The sequence below is a fragment of the Sphingopyxis panaciterrae genome, assembly GCF_011762125.1.
Lineage (GTDB): Bacteria > Pseudomonadota > Alphaproteobacteria > Sphingomonadales > Sphingomonadaceae > Sphingopyxis > Sphingopyxis panaciterrae.
Map to the genome: position 1 here is coordinate 16,589 of NZ_JAASQN010000010.1, position 22,687 is coordinate 39,275.

General features: G+C 65.0%; 19 protein-coding genes. 8 read left to right on the forward strand and 11 right to left on the reverse strand.

Translation table 11 applies throughout. The annotated features are described in order from the left end of the window. Positions 1-35: 35 nt before the first annotated feature. The 7 genes from FHR22_RS21715 to manD form a co-directional block, all read right to left on the reverse strand. Positions 36-533, reverse strand: a complete 498-nt coding sequence (locus FHR22_RS21715; protein ID WP_166946288.1) for a MarR family winged helix-turn-helix transcriptional regulator — start codon at positions 531-533, stop codon at positions 36-38. A 30-nt stretch (positions 534-563) separates the two neighbouring features. Further along, positions 564-980, reverse strand: coding sequence for a hypothetical protein (locus FHR22_RS21720; protein WP_243853977.1), 417 nt, complete (start codon positions 978-980; stop codon positions 564-566). Between the two features lie 24 nt (positions 981-1,004). Beyond that, positions 1,005-1,385, reverse strand: coding sequence for a hypothetical protein (locus tag FHR22_RS21725; protein ID WP_166946290.1), 381 nt, complete (start codon positions 1,383-1,385; stop codon positions 1,005-1,007). Between the two features lie 63 nt (positions 1,386-1,448). After that, entirely contained in the window at positions 1,449-1,940 is a 492-nt protein-coding gene (locus tag FHR22_RS21730) for a response regulator transcription factor (RefSeq protein WP_166946292.1), read from the reverse strand. 110 nt (positions 1,941-2,050) lie between these two features. Beyond that, entirely contained in the window at positions 2,051-2,809 is a 759-nt protein-coding gene (locus FHR22_RS21735) for a FadR/GntR family transcriptional regulator (protein ID WP_166946294.1), read from the reverse strand. A gap of 32 nt (positions 2,810-2,841) precedes the next feature. Next, positions 2,842-3,744, reverse strand: coding sequence for a DUF4861 family protein (locus tag FHR22_RS21740; protein WP_166946296.1), 903 nt, complete (start codon positions 3,742-3,744; stop codon positions 2,842-2,844). After that, positions 3,744-4,955 (reverse strand): D-mannonate dehydratase ManD, encoded by a 1,212-nt coding sequence (manD, locus tag FHR22_RS21745; protein WP_166946298.1) that lies wholly within the window; start codon positions 4,953-4,955, stop codon positions 3,744-3,746. Before manD ends, FHR22_RS21740 begins: the two co-directional genes overlap by 1 nt. Positions 4,956-5,073: 118 nt before the next feature. Between manD and FHR22_RS21750 the strand changes: the two genes are divergently transcribed. The 4 genes from FHR22_RS21750 to FHR22_RS21765 all read left to right on the forward strand — a co-directional run bounded on the left by FHR22_RS21750 (position 5,074) and on the right by FHR22_RS21765 (position 12,044). Further along, positions 5,074-6,228, forward strand: coding sequence for a glycoside hydrolase family 88/105 protein (locus FHR22_RS21750; RefSeq protein WP_166946300.1), 1,155 nt, complete (start codon positions 5,074-5,076; stop codon positions 6,226-6,228). Positions 6,229-6,754: 526 nt separating this feature from the next. Further along, positions 6,755-9,619: a TonB-dependent receptor gene (locus tag FHR22_RS21755; RefSeq protein WP_166946302.1), complete on the forward strand. Its 2,865-nt coding sequence runs from the start codon at positions 6,755-6,757 to the stop codon at positions 9,617-9,619. Next, the gene (locus tag FHR22_RS21760; protein ID WP_341787233.1) at positions 9,616-10,869 is read left to right on the forward strand and encodes an alginate lyase family protein; all 1,254 of its coding nucleotides are present in this window, start codon (positions 9,616-9,618) and stop codon (positions 10,867-10,869) included. The genes FHR22_RS21755 and FHR22_RS21760 overlap by 4 nt, the downstream gene beginning before the upstream one ends. Continuing rightward, complete coding sequence (locus tag FHR22_RS21765) at positions 10,866-12,044, forward strand: alginate lyase family protein (protein WP_166946304.1); 1,179 nt, start codon at positions 10,866-10,868, stop codon at positions 12,042-12,044. Before FHR22_RS21760 ends, FHR22_RS21765 begins: the two co-directional genes overlap by 4 nt. Positions 12,045-12,186: 142 nt before the next feature. Here the strand turns inward: FHR22_RS21765 and FHR22_RS21770 are convergent, their stop codons facing one another. The 3 genes from FHR22_RS21770 to FHR22_RS21780 form a co-directional block, all read right to left on the reverse strand. Next, entirely contained in the window at positions 12,187-12,807 is a 621-nt protein-coding gene (locus FHR22_RS21770) for a PilZ domain-containing protein (protein WP_166946306.1), read from the reverse strand. Positions 12,808-12,975: 168 nt separating this feature from the next. Beyond that, entirely contained in the window at positions 12,976-13,602 is a 627-nt protein-coding gene (locus FHR22_RS21775; protein WP_166946308.1) for an NADPH-dependent FMN reductase, read from the reverse strand. Next, positions 13,602-14,366, reverse strand: a complete 765-nt coding sequence (locus FHR22_RS21780) for a phytanoyl-CoA dioxygenase family protein (protein ID WP_166946310.1) — start codon at positions 14,364-14,366, stop codon at positions 13,602-13,604. The genes FHR22_RS21775 and FHR22_RS21780 overlap by 1 nt, the downstream gene beginning before the upstream one ends. A 106-nt stretch (positions 14,367-14,472) precedes the next feature. Here FHR22_RS21780 and FHR22_RS21785 point away from each other — a divergent pair, with 106 nt between their 5' ends. The 3 genes from FHR22_RS21785 (at position 14,473) to FHR22_RS21795 (ending at position 20,205) form a co-directional block, all read left to right on the forward strand. Next, entirely contained in the window at positions 14,473-15,387 is a 915-nt protein-coding gene (locus FHR22_RS21785) for a LysR substrate-binding domain-containing protein (RefSeq protein WP_166946312.1), read from the forward strand. A 343-nt stretch (positions 15,388-15,730) separates the two neighbouring features. Further along, positions 15,731-18,061 (forward strand): TonB-dependent receptor, encoded by a 2,331-nt coding sequence (locus FHR22_RS21790; RefSeq protein ID WP_166946314.1) that lies wholly within the window; start codon positions 15,731-15,733, stop codon positions 18,059-18,061. Positions 18,062-18,195: 134 nt separating this feature from the next. Next, positions 18,196-20,205 carry an alpha-glucosidase gene (locus FHR22_RS21795; RefSeq protein WP_243853979.1) on the forward strand — a complete coding sequence of 670 codons (2,010 nt, stop codon included), beginning with the start codon at positions 18,196-18,198 and terminating at the stop codon, positions 20,203-20,205. Here FHR22_RS21795 and FHR22_RS21800 read toward each other — a convergent pair. Beyond that, the gene (locus FHR22_RS21800) at positions 20,151-21,080 is read right to left on the reverse strand and encodes a LysR family transcriptional regulator (RefSeq protein WP_166946318.1); all 930 of its coding nucleotides are present in this window, start codon (positions 21,078-21,080) and stop codon (positions 20,151-20,153) included. The two genes, FHR22_RS21795 and FHR22_RS21800, sit on opposite strands and share 55 nt — an antisense overlap. A 53-nt stretch (positions 21,081-21,133) precedes the next feature. Here FHR22_RS21800 and FHR22_RS21805 point away from each other — a divergent pair, with 53 nt between their 5' ends. Continuing rightward, positions 21,134-22,687 carry a glycerol-3-phosphate dehydrogenase/oxidase gene (locus FHR22_RS21805; RefSeq protein WP_166946320.1) on the forward strand — a complete coding sequence of 518 codons (1,554 nt, stop codon included), beginning with the start codon at positions 21,134-21,136 and terminating at the stop codon, positions 22,685-22,687.

The window sequence follows — 22,687 nt, forward strand, 5'->3', positions numbered from 1 at the left end:
CGGCGATTCGGACGTGGCCCCACGCCGCTCGGCGATCACGCCGCGATCCGGCCGTCCTGCCACGCCGCGCCGATCGTTTCGAAATAGCTCGCCATGCGCTCGGCACCGCGGTCGGTCAGCTGGACAAGCGAACGGCGGCGGTCGCGTTCGTCGATGAAACGCCGGACGAGCCCGAGATCTTCGAGCGCGGCGATCATCCGCAGGCCCGACGACAAGGGCACGCCGGCACCGGTCGCCAGATCGCTCGCGCCAAGCTCGCGGCCATTCGACGCGGCCAGCATCAGGTCGAGCATCATGTCCCAGACCGGCCCGGAAAGCTGCGCGCTGCCAAAGTGGCTCTTGCGCAGCCGGCGCATCTGGATGTTGAATGAGAGCTGATTGACCAGAATCGCTTTGGGCGCATCGATCGCCTCTACCGAAGCAGCCTTTGCCAAGGTTGCTGGTTCGTCGCCCCCGCGCGTCGCCAGCAATTCGTGGATTTGATCAATACGCGTCTTGAGCTCGGCAATTTCTTGGTTCGAAAATTGCTGCATGTGATGAGAACCCCCCCGGGCATTTCCATGTTACGCCCCAACATCACCCCGCCGTCCGGCCGACCCCGATGCGTAAAGAATTACGAACAGGATCGGATATGAAATATACATCGAAAGCAGCGCATAAGGGCGCTCCAATATCTCCGAAAACATCATCTTCTGGATATGTCCGAAAATCGCGATCAGCTGCCACCCGGTGATCCAATATGGCCAGAAACGCTGAGTTTTCAGGGAAATAAGCCAGAAACTCGCCAGCACGGCGATGTCCACGACGAAGATGTTGATCTCGATGTCGGTCCATTCCGGATTAGGTGCCAATATCGTTGTGGAGACCGAGGCGATCAATGCGGTGTACGCCGCCCATCGTTCCAGACGGCCGCCGCGCAGCAGCGCGACGGTCACGGTGACAAGCAATACGCCGTAATATAACGCCACGGTCCACAACATGTGGCTCGTCGACCTTCCTGTCGGTTACGAAGCCCTGGCGAACGAAAGGTCGGCCACTTCAGCCGCATGATCGTTGCTGCCTTCGTCGGCCAGCGCCGCGCCCGAAGGCGGCTTGACGCCAGCGCCGAACATGCGCGTGCCGAGGCCCACCTCCTTTTGCGTCACCGTCAGCGCGAGATGCGCGTCGGTGAGCAGCTGACGAACCTCGCCCGCCGCAGCGAGAGCGTGCGCGACTTTCGACATCGCTTCCTGGCCGACGATCGCGGACATGTTGGTTTCACGGCGCGCGGTCGGCAAGGTTGCCGCAAGCTGGGCGATCCGGATCATCAACTCATCGACGGCATCTTCGGCACGATGCAGCTCGGTGGCGATCCTCTTCGCTGCGGAAACTCTTTCGTTCAGCATATGATGGTCCCTTGAAATAAGGGAATGCCAACGGTCCCCCCCGCAGCATTCCAAATCGAACGTTCAGGTCAAAACACGACCTAGTCCGACAAGGATCGAATAGAGGGCGGAAAAAGCCAAAATGGTCGCGAAGGCGATCAGGATCGGCCAGATTATCCTTTCCATCAACCCGTGCCGGTTGGACGGCTGGGACGCGGTCGGAAATGGCGAACCGATATCAAAAACCCGCCCCGCCGTACTGCGCCCCGGATCGCCATCGTTGGCGGGTGGAGGGCCGCCTAGGTCGATCAGTTGATATGTCAAAGGCTGATAAGGAGTAACATGATCGAAGACACCGTTACGCGCCAATATACGTGCGGCCTCTATCCTGTTCGAAACATTTAACTTTCTCAAGGACCGCCGAACGCGTTCATCAACCGTATGCGGCGAAACGCCCATCAGGCGCGCGATCTCCTTGGAATTTTTATGCTCGAAAACATGCCGCAACGTCTCGATTTGCGCGGCCGAAAGGAGACTGATGTAATTGTCGGGGTCACCTTGCACGCGCCCCCGCATAGAGCATCACGAGTCGAAATCAAGTTAGGCAGACACATGTGTCACCTATTCGTTACCTCTGGGTTAACGTTACATTGACGAAAAACGCCGGCGGCATGGCGGGCGTTTCCCTATCCCTTCGGATCCGGCAAAAAATGCTCTCCGGCCCCCGGCCCACTCCGTTCCCCTGCCGCCTGCAGGGCCCGGTAGCGCGCCATCGACCTTTCGATATGGCGCCGGGCGGCCCGGCGCGCCGCGGCCGCATCGCCCGCCTCGATCGCGGCATAGATCGCCTGATGATCGCGGTTGATCGTCCGCGCATAGCGTTGATGCTGGGATGCGTCGCTGCCCTGCAAATAGAGCTGGCGCGACGGAACCAACCTGACCCCCAGGAACTGCGTGAAGCGGATGAAATAGGGGTTGGCGGTGGCACGCGCGATCGCCGCGTGAAATTCGGTGTCCGCGGCGACCGAGCGATCGACGTCGGTGCTTTCGTCCATCGCCGTCAACGCGGCCCGGATGGCGGCCAAATCCGGCGCGGTGCGCCGCTGCGCCGCGAGCTCGGCCATTTCGACTTCAAATCCCATGCGCATCTCGAGGAGTTGCAGGACGTCGCCGATATTGCCGATCTCGTCGGGCGTCACCTGAAAGGCACGATATTGCGCACCGTCGGCGACATAAGCGCCCGACCCTCGCCGCGACACGAGCAGGCCGCGCGCGGCAAGCCGTGAATAGGCTTCGCGGACGACCGTCCGGCTGACGCCGAAATCCTCGGTGATCGCCTTTTCGGTCGGAAAGCGCGATCCCGGCGGCATGTCCCCCGTTTCGATCTGTTCCTCGAAGCGCTGGACAAGATCGTCCGCGAGAGAAGCCGCCTTGGTTACCGCCATGGGCCAGCGTTATCACCGCGCCACGATGCTGGCTAGGGTCCGTGCGGCGGCCGGAAATCGGGGCGCTGGGCGTCGACATAAGCCTGCCACGCTGACCTGGTGGCGAAGTCGCCGCCGCGATCCCACGCCGCGCCGCTGTAATAGACGAACGGCGTTCCCGGCCGGACGCGGGCAAGGATCAGATAATTGTCGGCGTCTTCGGCAAAGCCGGCGAACGATGCCGGATCGACGATCACGGCCGCGGCCATCCGGCCCTTGTTACCGTCCGCCGGACCCCACCATGTCAAGCGGGCCGCGGCGCCGTCCTGCTTCACTTCGCCGGGCTGGTTTCCATTGATCGGCCGCTTCGCAATGCCGATGCCGACGATCAATTCGCCCTCACTATTCGATGCGATCGTCGACACCAGCCGGGTGAAGTTCGTTCCCGCCGGCAAAGTGAAACGCCGCGTCTCGCGGACGGTGCGGAGCGTGTCGACCGGCCATGGTTCATAATCGACGGTGAAGTCGGCGACACCGGGTCCCGATTTCAGGATGCGCGGCCGGACATAATTGCGCGACGTCCACAGCTTGTTGTCGTACCAGATGCCAAGCCCGCCAGCCCCGCGCCCGGTCCCGACATTATAGAAGTCCAGCCCTTCGCCATGGTCGGCGTGCTGGTCACCGGTGCGGAGCTGCCGGTCCATATAGGGCCAGCGCACCCGCTTTCCCCATGCATCGATTCCCGACGACGACGGCGGCTCGGCCCGTTCGAGCGCGCGGCCGTAGATGCGATAGGCGATCCGGTCATTCTCCCATAACAGGTCATCATATCGATAGTCGGCGATCAGCGCCGCGGCCCGCGCTTTCTGCTCTGCGGCTGTCGCCGGCCGCAGCGGTTTGTGATCCGCCGCCGCAGCCGGAACCGACAGCAGGGCCAGGGAGAGCAGTGCGCGCATCACCAGCTCCACATCGTCCCGTCCTCGAGCCGGTTCACCGGCAGATAGGCGCGCGCATAAGGAAAGGTTCCGGCCAGCGCCTCATCGATATCGACCCCCAGCCCGGGCGCCTCGCCGGGATGGAGCATGCCGTCGGCAAAGCGCCAGGCATGCGGAAAGACCGCGTCGGTTTCGGCCGTGTGGCGCATATATTCCTGGATACCGAAATTGGGGATCGCGAGGCCGAGGTGCAGCGCCGCCGCCATCGTCACCGGCGACAGGTCGGTGGCGCCATGGCAACCGGTGCGGATCTGATGGAGATCAGCGAGCGAGGCGATCTGGCGCATATGCGTGATCCCGCCCGCGTGGAGCACGGTGGCGCGAATATAGTCGATCAGCCGGTTCTCGATCAGCGCCTTGCAATCCCAGACCGAGGAGAAAATCTCGCCGACCGCCAAGGGTGTCGTCGTGTGCTGGCGGATCAGGCGGAACGCGTCCTGATCCTCGGCCGGGGTCGCATCCTCGATCCAGAAGGGACGGTAGGGCTCGAGATCCTTGCCAAGCCGCGCCGCCTCGATCGGGGTCAGCCGATGGTGAACGTCGTGGAGCAGATGGACGTCCCAGCCCAGCGCCGCGCGCGCCGCCGCGAACAATTCGGGGACGACGCGCAGATATTTCGCCGTCGACCAGCTATTCTCGCTCGGCAGGTCATTGTCGGCGGGCTCGTAGAAATAGCGGTCCTTGCTGACGCCATAGGTCGACGCCATCCCCGGCACGCCGCACTGCAGGCGAATCGCCTTGTAACCCTGGCGCTGGTAATCGAGCGCCGCTTCGATGGTGTCGGCAATGCTTGTTCCATTGGCATGGCCATAGACCATGCAGCCTTCCCGGCTTGCACCACCGAGCAACTGATAGACGGGCAAACCCGCAACCTTGCCCTTGATGTCCCACAGCGCCATGTCGACCGCCGCGATCGCCGCCATCGTCACCGGACCGCGCCGCCAATAGGCGCCTTTGTACAGATATTGCCAGATATCCTCGATCCGGTGCGCGTCGCGGCCGATCAGGCAGGGGGCGACATGGTCGGCGAGATAGCTGACCACCGCGAGCTCGCGGCCGTTCAGCGTCGCGTCGCCGACGCCGGTCGTGCCGTCGTCGCATGCGACCTTCAGCGTCACGAAATTGCGCCCCGGGCTTGTCACGATAACGCGTGCTGACACGATCTTCGGCATGGTCTTCCCCTCGGTCCAAAATCAAAGTTGTCTGACAACCTTATTGACAGGGCCGGACGAAAAGGGAAAGAGATATGTCAACGCCATCGGCCGCTCCGGCCCCCGCAAAGGATGTGACATGTCGCTGAGCCTGCTTGCCCCGCTCATGCTGATCAGCGCCTCGGCGGCGGCCCCGGCCGAACCCGTCATGCCGCAGCCCGCCGATATCCTCGTCGAAACGCGCCGCGTCGCCGACTGGCAGCTCGCGCACCGAGCGGCGTGGGACAAGATGCCGGCAGCGCGGCCGAGCGTGCGCAACCCGCGCGACTGGCAACAGGCAACCTTCTGGGTCGCGCTCACCGACCTTGCCGAACGCGACATACGCTACCGCGACCCGGTCATCGAACTGGGCCGCGCCGAGGCATGGCAACTCGGCAAGCTCGCCTTCCACGCCGACGACCAGTTGATTGCGCAGGCGTGGGAATGGGCGGCGCGCAACGGCGCCGGCGACGCGCTCGCCCCGTCGCGGGCCTATTTCGACAATGTCCTGACCAACCGCCGGACCAACAGCCTGGAATTCACCCCCACCCGGCCCGGCGGCGGCTATTCGCTGTGCACCGAACGCTGGTGCTGGTGCGACGCCTTGTTCATGGCACCGCCGACGATGCTGCGCATCGGAATAGCGACCGGCGATCCGCGCTACGCCGCCTTTGTTCACGCGGAATGGAAAGCGACGACCGACTATCTCTATGATCCGGGCGAAGACCTGTATTTCCGCGACAGCCGCTTTTTCGGCCAGCGCGATGCCAAGGGACGCAAGCTGTTCTGGAGCCGCGGCAATGGCTGGGTGATGGGCGGCCTCGTCCGCGTGCTGCAGGTGCTCGGCGACGACGACCCGCAGCGCCCCTATTATGAGGGGCGGTTCAGAAAGATGGCGGCGAAGCTGGTGACGCTGCAAAAGGCCGATGGCTATTGGCCCGCGTCGCTGCTCGATCAGGATCCGGGCACGCCGCCCGAAGCGAGCGGCACCGCCTTCTTCACCTATGCCTTTGCATGGGGCGTCGACAACGGGCTGCTCGACCGCAAGGTCTATGAACCTGCGGCAGTGCGCGGATGGACGGCGCTCGGCCAGGCGGTCCAGCCCGACGGGATGCTCGGCTGGGTCCAGCAGGTCGGCGACCGGCCCGACAGCGTTTCGGCGCACGAAACGCAATTCTACGGCACCGGCGCCTTCATCCTCGCGGGGACGGCGATGTACGATCTGGCGCAGAGAGGCCGTCGGCACGCCAGGTAATCCCACTTCTTCGTGGCTTTGGCCTTTGTGCGAATCAAAAAATCTCGCACAAAGGCCGAAGCCACGAAGAAGGAAAAAAGGAAGGCAGCGGGATTCCCACCCTTGCGGGAATGATAGGAATTATATGTGCGAATCTTAGGTCGCGTGGACAAATTCGCTCGTCGAACGTCGGCTTTGGGGTGGGGAGCGGACATATAGCCCTCTCCCCTTCAGGGGAGAGGGTTGGGAGAGGGGGACGCGTAAAAGCCCCTCTCAACTGCGGCTAGCCGGTAAACCGGCAAGCCTCCGTATCTCTCCCCTAAAGGGGAGAGAGCAAGCCTCCCAAACGTCCGCTCCCAGCCGATAACGGACATTCGAATTTGTCCACGCAGCCTAGCCAGCGCCGTGCTGGCAACCGCCGCCCATCGTGCCCCAGCCGGCCAAGAGATGGATTGACGAAAAGGGCAAAGTTGTACTACATCTGAAATTGACACCGGTATCAATTTACCGCGCTGGCGCGTAGACCGGCGGAACTGGGAGAGAGACAATGACATCACGATCGGCCCTGATCGCCCGCGCTTCGCTGCTTGCGCCGGCGACGCTGCTCGCCGCCGCCCCCGCGTGGAGCCAGGACAGCGTCGCCGCAGCTGCAGATACGGCCGATACGGCCGCCGGCGACGAAATCATCGTCACCGGCGCGCGCGCGACCCAGCGGTCGTCGATCGAGTATAAGCGCGCCGCCGACGTCGTCGTCGACGGCCTCGTCAGCGACGAGATCGGCGCGACACCCGACAATTCGATCGGCGACACGCTCGAGCGCATCGTCGGCGTTTCGGCCGACCGCTTCAAGGGCAATGCCAACGAACTGTCGGTGCGCGGCCTCGGCCCGACACTCAGCTTTTCGACCTTCAACGGCCGCGAGGTGTCGACCGCGGGCCCCGACCGTTCGGTCGCTTTCCAGCAATTCCCGTCCGAACTGGTCAACGGCGTCCTCGTCTACAAGACGCAGCGCGCCGACTTTCTGGAAGGCGGCGTCGGCGGGGTGATCGAACTCAAGTCGATGAAGCCGCTCGACTATGGCAAGCGCCGCATCCAGTTCGAGTTGCGCGGCGATTTCCAGCCGCAGGACGATGACGTCTATCAGCATGACGGCCTCGGCTATCGCGGCAACATCTCCTACGTCGACCAGTTTTCGACCGCGATCGGCGATATCGGCATTTCGATCGGCTATCAGCGGCAGGATACGACCGCGCCCGAGGATTATTACAACGGCAACTCGACCTTCCAGCTATGCAACACCGCCGCGACCAACGGCGCGACGAACAGCCTGAATTGCGCCTTCACTCCAGCCGCGCGCAACGCGAACGAGACGATCGTCGATCCCTATTTCGCCAATTCGTCGCGCAGTTTCCGCACCCAGAAGACATCCGAAGTGCGCGATGCGATCATCGGCGCGATCCAGTGGCGCCCCACCCCGGATTTCGAGATTTCGATCGACGGCCAATATTCGAAGCGCAACAGCCGCGAGGAGCGCAACGTGCTGGGGATCACCGAGGGGCTGCGCGGGGTTCAGCCACTGATCGTCGGGACCGGCAGCAACGGCTATTCGCCGCATTCGCTGATCAGCTATCGCGGCAATTCGAACCTCGAAAACCAGCTCGAAACGCGCCAGCGCAACGAGGAATATCTGGGCGGCGGGCTCAGCCTCATCTGGTCGCCCGAGCGGTGGAACGTCGCGTTCGACGCCTCCTATTCGAACAGCCACCGCACCGAGACGCAGAAGCAGACGCGCATGCGGTCGAACCGCCGCGTCGGTTATACGCTGAGCTATGAGGACGATAATGTCGTGCCGGTCGTCGCGTTCGACGATTTCGACATCACCGATCCCGACCTGTTCGTGACCACCGCGCCCAATTCGGTTTATGCGCGGCGCCGCTTCGTCACCGATCGCGAGGATCGCATCTGGGCGGCAAAGCTCGACATCGAACGCGAACTCGACGGCTTCCTCACCGGCGTGAAGTTCGGCGGCCGTTTTTCCGACCACCACCGCACCAACGACAATGCCCGCAACAATGATCTCAACACATTGGCGGCGATCGACGGGGTCAGCCCGGCCGAGCTGATCGCGCAGGCAAACCGGCAGTGCCGCACGCCCTTCACCACCTCCTCCTATATGCGCGGCATGGGGACCAACGTCACCCGCTGGGCCAGCTTCGACAATGACTGCCTGTTCCGGACCTTCACCGGCAGCGACGATGCGCTGCCGACCCCGGCCGACGGCCGCGATCCCAGCGACATCGACGTGCGCGAGCGCATCTACGCCGCCTATGCGATGGCCAATTTCGAATCGGACCTCGGCAATGTGCCGGTCAGCGGCAATATCGGCCTGCGCTGGGTGAAGACCGACATCACGTCAAAGGGGTATCGCCAGCCCTATATCCTGACGATCGAAAGCGCCGGCGACACTTATAGCATCGACGTCGATCCGAACGGCGAACTCGTGTCGAACATCACCAAGGGCAGCTATAATTATTTCCTGCCGAGCGCGAACATCGCCTTCGACCTGTCGCAGCAGGTCAAGCTGCGCCTGGCCGCCTATCGCGCCATCGCCCGGTCGGGGATCGAAAGCTTCGGCGCCGGGATCAACCTCAACCCGTCCGAAGGAACCGGGACCGGCAACATCATCTTCGATGCGACGACCGGCAATCCGAACCTGAAACCGCTGCGCGCGTGGAACGTCGATGCCAGCCTCGAACTTTATGCCTCGCAGGACACGCTCGTCTCAATCGCCGGCTATTATAAATGGGCCAAGGGCACGGTGATCAGCGCCGAGGAATCGATTCCGACCGACATCACCGTCACGACGATCCGCGACGGCGGCGCGCCGGTCACCGAAACGATCATAATCAACCCCGTCGCCCCCGCGAACGACGATGAAACGCGCCATCTTTACGGGGTCGAGGCGACCGCGAGCCATGCCTTCACCTGGCTGCCCGATCCGCTCGACGGGCTGGGCATCCAGGGTTCGGTCAATCGCGCTTTCGCCAATTTCGAATATCCCGACACCTCCCCGATCGCGGGCTATGTCGACCCGGCGAACCTGATCGGGCTGTCGAAATGGACCGCGAGCGGATCGGTGTGGTTCGAAAAATGGGGCCTCTCGCTGCGCGCCAATCTTCGTTACCGGTCGGGCTATTACAAGCCCAACGGCGGCACCAACCGCGAAATTCGCGGCGGCACCTATCTCAACCTGTCGGCACAATATGACGTCATGCCGAACGTCCAGCTGAAGCTGCAGGCGCTCAACGTCACCGGGACCAACGACATCATGGTCAAGGGCGGCTACGACAGCATCGCCGAGGTGTCGCGCAGCGGGACGCAATATTTCTTCGGCGTCCGCGTCCGCCTGTGACGCGCGGCGCCGCCCTCCTCCCCCTAGCCCTTGCCGCCGCGGCGATTCCGTCCGCGGCGGCAGCTTTTTCGGCCCCGGCCAATGAAGCGGTCTGCCGCGGCAGCGAAGGCTATGCCGCCAGTTTCGGGGGGCGCCGCACCTTCACGCTGCGCCCTGCCGACTTGACGGCGATCAAGGCGGCGCTGTCCGCCGATCCGGCGATCGCCGCCGCCTATCGCGACCTGATCGCGCGCGCCGACCGGGCGCTCGCCGGCAAGCCCGGCTCGGTCATGGACAAGCGCAGCCTTCCCGTTTCGAGGGACAAGCATGATTATGTCAGCCTTGCCCGCTATTGGTGGCCCGTTCCCGCCAACCCCAAGGGCGCCTATGTGCGCCGCGACGGCCAGACGAACCCCGAGATCGAAAGCGACCGCTTCGACCGTAGTGCGCTGAGCCGCATGGCGCGGAGCGCCGATGTGCTGGCGCTGGCTTATTATTACAGCGGCGAAGCGAAATATGCCGACGGCGCGGCGGCGGTGATCCGGGCCTGGTTCCTCGACCCCGCCACCGCAATGAACCCGAATATGAACCATGCGCAGGCGGTGCCCGGCGTCGCCGACGGGCGGCCCGAAGGGGTGCTCGACGGGGCAAGCTTCATCGCGGCGATCGATGCCGCCGGACTGATCGCGCCGTCGGGGGCGCTGACCCCCGCCGAGACGCGGGGGCTGGAAGGCTGGTTCTCGCGCTATGTCGACTGGATGCTGACCAGCCCGAACGGCCGGGGCGAACGGGCGGCCAAGAATAACCACGGCCTGTGGTACGACGCCCAGATCGCGCGCTTCGCGCTGTTCGCCCGCCGCACCGATGTCGCGGCCCGCGTCGCCGCCGCCTTTCCCAAGGCCCGCATCGACCGGCAGATCGATCCTTCGGGGGCGCTGCCCGCCGAACTGACGCGCACCCGCAGCTTCCATTATTCGCTCTATGCACTCGCCGCCGCCTATGACGTCGCCGACAGCGCCGCCTGCTTGGGCATCGACCTCTATGATCACGAGGGCGCCAAAGGGCGCTCGCTGCGCAAGGCGACCGACCATGTCGCCGCCTATCGGAACCGCGCCGCCGACTGGCCGTATCCGGAAATGCACTGGCCCGCCGGAACACTCGACGAACTGTTGGTCCGCGCCGATATCGCCTGGGGTCCGGGCACCTATCCGCGCACCGCGCACGACGACTTCGCACTACGTTACCGCATCGTCCCGGGAGCCCGCCGATGATCGCGCGGCGCACGCTGCTCCTCGCCGCGCTGCTCGCCGGACCTGCCGCCTATGCCCGGCCCGGCGTCCGGCCATATCCGGATATTCGCGCGATCGAGCGCCGCCGCCTGCTGCCGCGTGCGACCGCGTTGCTGGACGGCGCGCCGCGCACGATCGCCGCGATCAACGCGCCGCGCAGCCCGGCGGGACCGCAGGACTATTATTCCGAGGGCGATTATTGGTGGCCCGATCCTGCCAACCCCGGCGGTGCCTATATACGCCGCGACGGCCGCTCGAACCCCGACAAGTTCGACGGTCACCGCGACGCATTGATCGCCTTCGGCCGCGATGTGCCGACGCTTGCGGCGGCGTGGGACCTGACCGGCGATCCGCGCTTCGCCCGCGCCGCGATGCGCCATCTGGACGCGTGGTTCGTCGATCCGGCGACGCGGATGAACCCGGACCTCGCCCATGCGCAGGCGATCATCGGGGTGAACAGCGGCCGCGCGATCGGGGTGATCGACACGCTGCAGATCGTCGAGGTCGCGCGCGCCGCGACGCTGTTCGCGGCGCGCCAGGCGCCGGGCTATGCGGCGATCCGCGTCGGCGTCGAGCGCTGGTTCACCGACTATCTCGACTGGCTGACGACATCCCCGTTCGGGATCGAAGAACGCGACCAGCAGAATAACCATGGCACCTGCTGGCTGTTGCAGGCGGCCGCCTTTGCCACCCTGCTCGATCGGAAGCCGGTACTTGATGCCGCGCGCGCGCGGCTGCAAACCGTGATCATCCCTAGCCAGATCGAACCCGATGGGCGTCAGCCGCTCGAACTCGCGCGCACCAAGCCTTACGCCTATTCGCTGTTCAACCTCGACGTGCTCGCCGCCGCGGCATGGCTGCTTGCCGAGCGGTCCGGCGCGCTTATCGCGTGGCAGACGTCCGACGGCCGGTCGATCGGCGGCGCGATCGCGTGGATGGCGCCCTTCATCGCCGACAAGCGCCAATGGCCGCTCGCCCCCGACATCGAATATTGGGACGGGTTTCCGGTCCGCCAGCCGAGCCTGTTGTTCGGCGCCCTGGCGCTGGATCGCCCCGGCTGGCTCGAGCTGTGGCAACGGCTCGACCCCGATCCGAAGATCGGCGAGGTCTTGCGCAATTTCCCGGTCCGCCAGCCACTGCTGTGGCTGAAGGATTGAGCGGGCTAGGTCTGTTTCAGTTGCACTGAAACAGGCTCGGCACCGGCCCGCTCCCCCGCCCGGCCTCCCTGACGATAGTAACCTATGGGAGGCCGGGCGGGGGAGCGGGCCGGTGCCGTTTTCACGTCAGTGGATAAAGACGTCAGCCTTCGAGGCGGCGGATGCTTTCGAGGTCGGTGCGGTCGAGCGGCGCGGTGAGCCACAGCCCCCCGCGGCCGCCGCGCGACCAGCGGACGACCGCCTGGCGCTTGATGCCGCCTTCGAGGATCAGCTTGAGCACCATGCCCGCCTCGAAGCGGCCGTCGTGGATGAAGCCCGCACCCGATTGCGAGACGTCGACGAGGTCGATCGGGACCGTCGCGTCGTCGGTCGCCGCGGTCGCCTTGACCCGCACGGGCAGGCGCGGTGCGCGATAGCCGCCCTCGCGCTGTTCGGCGGCGAGCTGTTTGAGCAGGCCGACACCGTCGATCTCCTTATCGAACGCAACGCCGCAGCGGCCCTTTTCGGCCCAGACGACCCGCCCGGTCAGCACGACATTTTCCGACAGCGCAATCTCCAGCCGTTCGCCCGTTTCGACGGGAACGTCGGCCGACAGCATCATGCCGCGATCGGATATATTGCGCACCCGCCACAGGCCGGCGTCATCCTCGCGTTCGATCTTCGCGATTCGGCAGACCGTGCAGAAGCGGTCGGCGGCGCGGCGATCGGTTTCGCTTTCAATCTGGTTCGATGGATCGTCCATCGGGCTGGGAAAACCCCCCATATCCTTCATCCTCGCTTGCAGCACCCGAGGTCAGCGGGCGAGTGAAATTTTGGTGGCGCGCGCCCATTTTTATGAAGGATGTCCCCACAGCATCCATCCTGATTGCTGCGTATTATTCCTTAGCAATGGTTAGGGATTCCCTAACGGCAACCTGCAAATGCGAGGAGTTCAGGCGGAGGCGGCGGGCAGCGCTTCGCGCATCGCGGCGCGGTGCCGTTGCTGCATGTCGGCAAAGATCATGACCTGCCGCGCCATCAGGTCGAGTTGCGCCGCGATTCCCGGGTCGGCAACCGCGCCATCATCGCCGAAAACCGGCTGCGCCGAATTGACCGTAACCGCCATCGGCGTCGGCCAGCCGCGCAGGGCATGGGTGATCGAGCGCAGGGTGGCCAGCGTGCTGCCCGTCGCCTGCCAGCCGCCGGCAACCGCGATCAGCCCGACCGCACGGCCATCGAAATAGGCGGCGGAATCGCCCGCCATGTCCTGCACATAATCGAGCGCATTCTTGACCAGCCCCGACACGGTGCCGTGATAACCGGGCGAGGCGATGACGACGCCGTCGGCCTGGCGCAGCGCCGCGATCATCGCCTGCGCCTTCGGACAGCGCTCGCTCCGGTGCGGCGCATACATCGGCAGGTCGATCGCCGGACCGGCGAACAGCGCCGTCGTCGCCCCCTGCGCGGCGCAGTGCGCCAGCGCGTGGGCGAGCAGCCGCTCGGCCGAGCCGCCGGGGGTCGCATTGCCGCCGAGGCCGACGATATGCGGGCAGCGGGCTGTGATGCGGCGCTCGATCATCAGTTGAAGGTGACCTGCAAACCGCCGCGCAGAAAGGCGATCGCATTGCGGCGCAGATGGCTGGTGCCCGGGTTGAGGATCGGTTCGGGTGAATATTGCGCCAGATAGACGCGGCGCATGGTCGGGGTCGAATTGGATCCCGTCGCGTGGAGCGCGAGACTGGAGAAAGCGACGATGCTGCCCGCCGGAACCTCGAGCGTCACCCCCTCGCTGTCGCCGGTGTAGCCGACAAGGTCATTGCTGCCCGGCTGGCGGACATGCGGGACGATCCCCTCGCGCGTATCGGGCGCCTGCGAAAAGGGCAGGATCCGCACGGTGCCGTTGGCCACCGTCGTGTCGTCGAGCGTGCACCAGCAGGTGAGATAGGGCTTGTGATCGGCGGGACCGCCATTGCCGACGACATAACCCGAATCCTGGTGCCAGCTGAACGGCATGCCCTCGCTGGCGCCCTTCACGACATATTGGTCGTAGAAGAAATAGGCGTCGTCGCCGAGCGTCGCGCGGCAGACATCAGCCATCGTTTCGCTGAACAGCATGTCGCGGAGCGCGGGCTGGCGGCGCTGGCATTCGCCGGCGAAATAGCGCTTGCCCTTGTGACTGATGCCATCGACTTCGACCCCGAGCGCGTCCAGGCGCGCGTCCTCGCGGTCGATCACGCGGCCGCATTCGGCTCGGAGCAGGTCGAGCAGCTCGCCTTCGAGGATGCGTTCGAAGACCGCATAGCCTTCGCTGGCGAACTGGTCGCGCTGCGCCGAGAAATCCATCTTCACTCTCCCGATGTTATCTAAAGTGCCACGTAGCGCAGCATCAGCCATCGCATCCAATCGAATTGCATCGAGCAATCATACGTCTATACTATGGCTCATGCGAATGAGACAGGTCGAGGCGTTTCGCGCCGTGATGATGAGCGGGGGCATCACCGCCGCCGCAACGATGCTCAACATCAGCCAGCCATCGGTGAGCCGGCTGATCGCCGATATGGAACGCGCGGTGGGCTTTCGCCTGTTCGACCGGCGCGGCGCGCGGGTGCATCCGACCGCGCAGGCGCAGGCGCTGTATGAAGCGGTGCGGCGCAGCTACGCCGGGCTCGACCTGCTCGACCAGGCGGCGCGGCGCATTCGCGCGCATCCGGTGGGCACGGTGCGGATCGCGGCGCTCGCCGCGATTGCGATGGCAATCCTGCCCGCGGTGATCGCGCGGTTCCGTATCCTGTATCCCGACATCAAGATCATCGTCGAATCGCTGGGCCAGCGTGCGATCGAGGAGCGGGTGTTCCTGGGTCAGGCCGATCTCGGCGTCGGGGTCGATATGCAGGGACGCGAGGGCATCCGGTCGACGCCGCTCGCGCGCGCCGAATATGTCTGTATCCTGCCCGCCCACCACCCGCTCGCGGCGCGCGCGCGGTTGAAGATATCCGATCTGGCAGGCGAGGAGTTCGTCGGCCCGATGCACGAAGCCGATGCGCTGTGGACGGGGATCGACACCGCACTGGAAACATCGGGCATCACCGTATCGCGGCGTCTGGAGACGCAGCATTCGCAAATATTATATGCCTTCGTCGAGGCCGGGCTGGGCGTGACGATCGCCGAACCGTTCAGCGCACCGCGCTTTCACCGGCTGGGGGTCGCGGTCCGCCCGATCTCGCCGCCCATATATCTGGATTTCGCGTTGCTCGAGCCCGATATCGGACCGACGCCCGAGATCGTCGCGTGGCTGAACGCCGATGTGCAGCGCGAGACGGCGGCGTGCCTGGCGCATGTGCAGCAGGTGGTGGCTTCGCGATAGAATTCCCGCTCCCTATCGTGGTCATCCCGGGCTCGACCCCGGATCCCGTTTTTCGGATACCGGCAGTAGCCATGCAGCGGGACCCCGGATCGAGCCCGGGGTGACGATAAGGGGAACGGCGGCTTCCGGCCAAAAGCGGCCGTCAACCCAAGCCATAGCATTTGGACATAATCTACCGATATTTCTCGATTGGACTGATATGATTTTGACGCGCATCCCACTGCGTGGCGGGTTGGCCCTTTTGCCGACCGGACGATATCTGGCCGCGCACCGCGGTCTCGCCGATGGTTCCTGATCCAGGCGGGCGCATGATCCGCCGGAGGCGAATGGGGAGAGGTTTTCGATGACGATGACGAAATACAGGCTGGCGCTGGCGCTTTCGACGGCCGGGGCGGCGATGCTCGCGGCCCCCGCCCATGCGCAGGAGACGGCGCCGCAGGATAGCGCCGAAACCAACGGGAGCGCCTTTGGCGGCGCCGAAATCATCGTCACGGCGCAAAAGCGCGCGCAGAATCTGCAGGATGTGCCGGTCGCCATCTCGGTGGTGTCGGGCGACCAGCTCGAGCGCGCGAACGTCAATTCGGCCGAGCAATTGTTCCAGCGTGTTCCGACGCTGACCTTTCGCAAGGGCAATACGAACAAGGATTCGGCGCTGTCGATCCGCGGCGTCGGCACGATCAGCTTCTCTTCCGGCGTCGAACCGTCGGTGTCGACGGTGATCGACGGCGTCGTTTATGCGCGCACCGGCCAGCAGACGTCGGACTTCCTGGATGTCGAGCGGATCGAAGTGCTGCGCGGCCCGCAGGGCAGCCTGTTCGGCAAGAATGCCAGCGCCGGGGTGATCAACATCGTGTCGCGCGAACCCGGCGATACGCTGGGCGGCTATGTCGACGCCGCCTGGTACGAGGGCAATGAAATGCGGCTGCGCGCCAGCGTCGGCGGCCCGCTCGGCGAGGGCCTCAAGGCCTCGCTCACCGGTTTCTGGTCGCAATATGACGGCAATGCCCGCAACGTCTTCAACGGCCGCAAGGTCAATGGATATGAGCATTGGGGCGTGCGCGGGAAATTGATCGCCGAGCCGGTCGACGCGGTAAAGGTGACGCTGATCGCCGATTATTCGAAGAATAGCGACAATGGCTATGCCGACAGCATCGGCACCGTCTTTTCTTCACCCTTCAACAATGCGGTGTTCATCCCCAGCCTCGCGCCGCTGACGCTAGACGGCAAGAACAAGGATATCGACAACGACCTCGATCCGTACACGAAGGACAAGAATAGCGGCGTGTCGGCGCAGATCGACGTCGACCTGGGCGCCGCAACGCTGACGTCGATCACCGCCTATCGCCACTGGTACAACTACCAGCAGCGCGACGGCGATTTCCGGTCGGATGCCCCCAAATATGTCAACACCGGCACCGCGTCGGGCGACGTGCTGTCGCACGATCGCGGCGACCTGAAATTCGACCAGTTCACGCAGGAATTGCGCATCGCGTCGTCGAACCCGCAGTTCCTCGAATATGTCGCGGGACTTTATTTCTACAAGACGAAGGAAGTCGACTATTTCAACCGCACGGTGACATCGTGCACCGCGTCGACCTTGCCGACCGTCGGCGGGCTGACCCCGTGCGCGCCGGGATCGTCGACCTATGTCACCAACCAGGGCGACGCCGACTTCACGACCCGGCTGACGAGCTATTCGGCGTTCGGGCAGCTGACCGCCAATTTCACCGACGCGTTCCGCGGCATCGTCGGCCTGCGCTATACCGAGGACAAGGTGTCATACGACTTCGTCCGCGATTCGAGTTCGCTGACGGCGTTCCCGGGTGTGAACCCCGACTTCGCCGCCGAGGGGTCGATCAAGGAAAATGGCTGGTCGGGCAATGCCGGGCTGCAATATGACCTCAGCGATGACGTCATGGCGTACGGCATGTACACGCGCGGCTACAAGGGTCCGGCGCTCAATGTCTTCTTCAACATGCAGGCGCGCGACACTGGCCGCATCGATCCCGAAAAGTCGAATGCCTATGAACTCGGGCTCAAGACGCGGCTGTTCGATCGCCGCGTCACGCTGAACATCGCCGCCTTTTATGCGAAATACGACAATTATCAGGCGAATTTCCTCGATCTTGTCGCGGGGCAGGTGGTGACCCGCCTGACCAACGCCGGCACCGTGTCGACGCGCGGGATCGAGGTCGATTTCAACGCCGCATTGACCGACGATTTCTCGCTCGGCGGCGGGTTCAACTATACCGACGCGCATATCAACCAGTTCATCTGCCCGCCCGGTGCCGCGGTGACCTGCGCCGATGCAATCAACGGCAAGCCTCTGCCCTTCGCGCCCAAATATAAGGGCACGGTGACGATGGACTGGCGCCTGCCGCTCAATATCGAAGGCTTCCACGTCGATCTCAACAGCTCGCTCGTCTATCAGAGCCGCACCCAGTTCGACATCAACCAGAATCCCAACGCCTTCCAGAAAGGCTATGCGATCTGGGACGCCGGGCTGACGGTGAGCACCGCCGACGACAAATACAGCCTGTCGCTGATCGTCAAGAATCTGACCGACAAGCATTTCGTGATCCAGCGCATCCCGAACGGCACATCGTTCATGCGCCAGATCACGCCGCGCGATGCCGAGCGTTATGCCGGGGTGACGGCGCGGATGAACTTCTGAAGAACCCCCTGCCCCGCCGCGTCCGTCCACGATGCGGCGGGGATAAATTTGTCCGATAGGTTATAGTCAGCGGCGACCTGCTGTCGTCGCCCCCGCCTGCGCGGGGGGCGACGACGATGGAAAGGATCCTCCCCATGGCGCTTGACGCGCTCGACACCGGCTTTGCACTCCGCCTTGGCGGACAGGTGATCCTTTCGCATCGCGACGGCGCGCCCTGTTTCTTTGTCGGACGCGGCGAAGCGCATGTGCATTCGAAGCTCGGGCATTTCGATGTTTCGCAGACGGTGATCGAGCGGATCGCGCTCGGGCATGTCGAGGCCGATGGTCCGGTCGTGCGTTTTGCCGAAGCCGCCGGTTCGCCCTGGCTGCTCGAAGCGCGCGTTTCGGGCGATGGGGACGACGCGACGATCGCGCTGACCGCGCTCGACCCGGCGCTCAACCGGTTGTGGCTGCGCGTGGCGGCCGAGGCCGGCGAGCATGTGTGGGGCGGCGGCGAGCAACTCTCCTATTTCGACTTGCGCGGTCGGTATTTCCCGCTGTGGTCGAGCGAACCCGGCGTCGGCCGCGATCCCTCGTCGGAGCTGTTCCAGCAGGTCGAAGCGCACCGCAAGGGCGGCGGCGGCAGCTATGCCCACACCAATTATCCGCAGCCGACCTATGTGAGTTCGCGGCGCTATGCGTTGCACGTCGACAGCTTTGCCTATGCGGCGTTCGATTTTCGCGCCGAGGATTATCACGAGGTCGAGGTCTGGGAGATCCCGGCGAAGATCGACTTATGGGCGCGGCCGCGTTTCACCGATCTGGTGTCGGCATTGTCGGCGCGCTTCGGACGCCAGCCGCCGCTGCCCGAATGGCTGCTGAAGGGCGCCGTCATCGGCCTGAAGGATGGCGACAACAGCTTTGCGCGCCTCAAGGCCTATGAGGACGCCGGGGTCGCGGTATCGGGGCTGTGGTGCGAGGATTGGGTCGGGCTGCGCATCACCAGCTTCGGCAACCGCCTGTTCTGGGACTGGCAATGGAATGCCGAACGTTACCCAAACCTGCCGGCGCGGATTGCCGAACTGCGCGAACGCGGTATTCGCTTCCTCGGCTATGTGAACCCCTATCTGGCGGTCGACGGCCCGCTTTATGCCGAAGCAGCGACAGAGGGCTATATGGTCATGCACCCCGAGCGCGACGAGCCTTATGTGATCGACTTCGGCGAGTTCGATTGCGGGCATGTCGATTTCACCAATCCGGCGGCGGCGGCGTGGTTCGCCGACACGATCATCGGCGAAAAGATGGTCGATTTCGGGCTGTCGGGCTGGATGGCTGACTTCGGCGAATATCTGCCCGTCGATGTGCGGCTGGCGAACGGCGAAAGCGGGATGACCGCGCATAATCGCTGGCCGGCGCTGTGGGGCGAAGTGAACGCCAGGGGTATCGCCGGGCGCGGCCAGACGGGCGAGATGATGGTGTTCATGCGCTCGGGCGCCGCCGGCGTGCAGGGGCATTGCCCGATGCTTTGGGCGGGCGACCAGGCGGTCGATTTCAGCCGCCATGACGGGATCGGCACGGTGATCTGCGCCGCGCTGTCGGCGGGAATGCTCGGCAACGCGCATCATCATAGCGACTGCGGCGGTTATACCAGCCTGTTCGACACCACGCGCGATGCCGAACTGGCGATGCGCTGGGCCGAGATGTCGGCGTTCACGTCGATGATGCGCACGCATGAGGGCAACCGGCCGCGGCAGAATGTGCAATATGACGACGATCCCGAATTGCTCGCGCATTTTGCCAAGATGACGCGGATCTACGCGCATCTCGCGCCCTATCTGCGGCGCTTGTCGAAGGAGGCGTCGGAAACTGGCCTGCCGGTGCAGCGCCCGCTGTTCCTGCATTTCGAGGAGGATGCGGAGACCTATGCGATCCAGACCAGCTATCTGCTCGGCCCCGACCTGCTCGTCGCGCCGGTGATCGCGGCGGGGAAAAGCGAATGGACGACCTATCTGCCCGCGGGCGCCGAATGGGTGCATCTGTGGTCGAGCAAGAGCTACGCGGGCGGCAGCGACGCGACCGTCGCGGCGCCGTTCGGAGAGCCGCCGGTCTTCTATCGCGCCGGGTCGGCGGATGCGGCGCTGTTCGACGGGATCGTTTCGGCCTGAGCGACATCCTTCAATATCCCGACGAAGGCGGCGACAAGCGCGCTGCGGCTGCGGTTGCGGAGGAGATGGATCGCGTCGCGAGTGACTTCGGATGGCGGGAGCGCAATCATGTGCAGGCCCGAGCGGAGCGCGAGCGCGCGCGGAACGACGGTAATGGCGCGGCCGCTCCTCGCCATGTCGAGGCAGGCGGCGGTGGAGTCGAGTTCATAGTCGGGAAATTGCCCGGCAGCGAAGCGGGCGCGGAGGGCGCGCGGCAGGTTGCTGCCCGGTGCGGGACGCGGCAGCGCCCAGGGAAAATCGGCGCTGTCGCCCTGCCCCTTCGCGAGCGGGTGACCGGAGGAGCAGACGAGCATCAAAGGTTCGGGCGGCAGCGGGATGCAAAGCACCTCGTCGGCGTGGGCGGACGTGGCGAACTTCGCGCGGTTGCACACGACGAGGTCGAGGCGGCGGTCGACAAGGGTTTCGAGGAGTTGCTGCGACGGTCCGCCAGTAACGGTGACGCGCACGCCCGGATGCGCCCCGGCGAAACGCGCGATCGCATCGGTGAGCAGGGGTTGCAGCGGATAGGGCCCGCTGCCGACCGCGACGGTGCCGCTGCTCGGCTGGCCGAGGCCGCGCGCTTCCTGTTCGAGGTTCGCCGAGGCGGCGATGACGTCGCGCGCCGAACGGATCAGGCGATCGGCGTCGCTCGTCGGGCGGACATAATGGGTGGTGCGGTCGAAGAGCGTGGCGCCGAGTTCCTCCTCGAGCTTCTGGATCGAGCGGGTGAGCGCCGATTGGGTGAGGCCGAGTTCGCCGGCGGCGCGCGCGTAGCTGCCGAGGCGATAGAGGGTGTCGAAATGGCGCAGGCGGCGGAGGTTCATGGCGCGCAGCATATCATTCCTGTTTTGCATTACCAATGCATCTGTGATGTGCTTAGCGTGAGAGCATGAGCAGCACCTCTCTCGATGCGCGGCGGCGCGCGCAGGTCTTTGCCGAACTGGAATCGCGGACGTTCGACCTTGCGGTGATCGGCGGCGGGATCACCGGCGCGGGGATCGCGCGCGATGCGGCGATGCGCGGGCTGTCGGTTGCGCTGGTCGAGGCGCGCGACTATGCAAGCGGGACGAGCAGCCGTTCGTCGAAGATGATCCACGGCGGGCTGCGCTATCTGGCGCAGGGTGATATTGCGCTGGTCAAGGAAGCGGCATCGGAGCGGCAGATCCTGCGACGGATCGCGCCGCACCTGACGCGGCTGTCGCCCTTTCTGATCCCGACGACGAACATGGCGATGACCGCGAAGCTGCGCACGGGGCTGTGGGCGTTCGAGAAACTCGGCGGAGTGCCCGAAGCAGAAAAGCACGAGGTGATCGGGCTGGGCGAGCTTCAACGGCGCGAGCCGCTGATGCGGACCGGCGGGCTGAACGGCGCGGTGCTCTATCCCGAGTTTCTGACCGACGATGCGCGGTTGGTACTCGCCAATGTGCGGAGCGCGCGGGGCGCGGGTGCGGTGGTGGTTAATCATGCGGCGGCGTCGGAACTGACGGGCGACGGGCTGGTCGCGACGTCAACGCTGGACGATGGCCGGGGGGCGCGGATCCGGGCGAAACTGGTGGTAAACGCCGCGGGCGCGTGGGTCGACAAGGTGCGCGGGCTGGAGGCGGGTGAAACCGACACGCGCATGTCGATGAGCCGCGGTATCCACCTTGTCCTGCCGCGCGCGCGGCTGCCGGTCAATTCGACGATCATCATTCGTGCCCCGGACAAGCGCAGCGTCTTCGCGGTCCCGCGCGGCGCCTTCACCTATATCGGCACGACCGATGTATTCCACGACGGCGCCGTCTACTGGCCCGCGCCGACGCGCGACGACATCGACTATCTGCTGCGCGCGGCCGAGGCGGCGCTGCGCGTCGACCCGATCAGGGACGGCGAGATCGTCTCGCTGTGGTCGGGGGTGCGGCCGCTGATCGCGCAGCCGGGGAAGAAGGCGAACGAAATATCGCGCAAGGACGAGATATGGACCTCGCCTAGCGGACTGGTGTCGATCGCAGGGGGCAAGCTCAGCGCCTATCGCGCGATGGCCGGGCGGGTGGTCGACCTGGTCCTCGAACGGCTGGGCAAGAGCGCCCCGCCCTGTTCGAGCGCTCACACGCCGCTGCCCGGCGGATCGCGCGAAGTGCGGCTCGCCGGGCTCGATCCGCTGGCGGCCGAACGGCTGGCAGGACTCTATGGCGACGAGGCGAACGAGATCGTGATTGCAGGCGGCGATATCGCCGCCGAGGCGGCGCGCGCGGTGACGCACGAGGGTGCGTCGACGCTGGAGGATTATTGGGTGCGGCGGAGTGCACGCGCGTGGTTCGACGAGGGCGCGGGCCTTGGTGCGCTCGCGCCAGCCGCCGAGGCGATGGGCGCGCTGCTCGGCTGGGATGACGCGATGAAGGCGGCGCAAATCGCGCATTGCCGAGCGATCAACGATGAGAGCCGCAGGCTTTTGGGAGAATGA

Coding starts and splice junctions, on each gene's coding strand:
- FHR22_RS21715 (WP_166946288.1), bottom strand. CDS start 533: ATGCAGCAATTTTCGAACCAAGAAATTGCCGAGCTCAAGACGCGTATT.
- FHR22_RS21720 (WP_243853977.1), bottom strand. CDS start 980: ATGTTGTGGACCGTGGCGTTATATTACGGCGTATTGCTTGTCACCGTG.
- FHR22_RS21725 (WP_166946290.1), bottom strand. CDS start 1,385: ATGCTGAACGAAAGAGTTTCCGCAGCGAAGAGGATCGCCACCGAGCTG.
- FHR22_RS21730 (WP_166946292.1), bottom strand. CDS start 1,940: ATGCGGGGGCGCGTGCAAGGTGACCCCGACAATTACATCAGTCTCCTT.
- FHR22_RS21735 (WP_166946294.1), bottom strand. CDS start 2,809: ATGGCGGTAACCAAGGCGGCTTCTCTCGCGGACGATCTTGTCCAGCGC.
- FHR22_RS21740 (WP_166946296.1), bottom strand. CDS start 3,744: ATGCGCGCACTGCTCTCCCTGGCCCTGCTGTCGGTTCCGGCTGCGGCG.
- manD (WP_166946298.1), bottom strand. CDS start 4,955: ATGCCGAAGATCGTGTCAGCACGCGTTATCGTGACAAGCCCGGGGCGC.
- FHR22_RS21750 (WP_166946300.1), top strand. CDS start 5,074: ATGTCGCTGAGCCTGCTTGCCCCGCTCATGCTGATCAGCGCCTCGGCG.
- FHR22_RS21755 (WP_166946302.1), top strand. CDS start 6,755: ATGACATCACGATCGGCCCTGATCGCCCGCGCTTCGCTGCTTGCGCCG.
- FHR22_RS21765 (WP_166946304.1), top strand. CDS start 10,866: ATGATCGCGCGGCGCACGCTGCTCCTCGCCGCGCTGCTCGCCGGACCT.
- FHR22_RS21770 (WP_166946306.1), bottom strand. CDS start 12,807: ATGGGGGGTTTTCCCAGCCCGATGGACGATCCATCGAACCAGATTGAA.
- FHR22_RS21775 (WP_166946308.1), bottom strand. CDS start 13,602: ATGATCGAGCGCCGCATCACAGCCCGCTGCCCGCATATCGTCGGCCTC.
- FHR22_RS21780 (WP_166946310.1), bottom strand. CDS start 14,366: ATGGATTTCTCGGCGCAGCGCGACCAGTTCGCCAGCGAAGGCTATGCG.
- FHR22_RS21785 (WP_166946312.1), top strand. CDS start 14,473: ATGAGACAGGTCGAGGCGTTTCGCGCCGTGATGATGAGCGGGGGCATC.
- FHR22_RS21790 (WP_166946314.1), top strand. CDS start 15,731: ATGACGATGACGAAATACAGGCTGGCGCTGGCGCTTTCGACGGCCGGG.
- FHR22_RS21795 (WP_243853979.1), top strand. CDS start 18,196: ATGGCGCTTGACGCGCTCGACACCGGCTTTGCACTCCGCCTTGGCGGA.
- FHR22_RS21800 (WP_166946318.1), bottom strand. CDS start 21,080: ATGCTGCGCGCCATGAACCTCCGCCGCCTGCGCCATTTCGACACCCTC.
- FHR22_RS21805 (WP_166946320.1), top strand. CDS start 21,134: ATGAGCAGCACCTCTCTCGATGCGCGGCGGCGCGCGCAGGTCTTTGCC.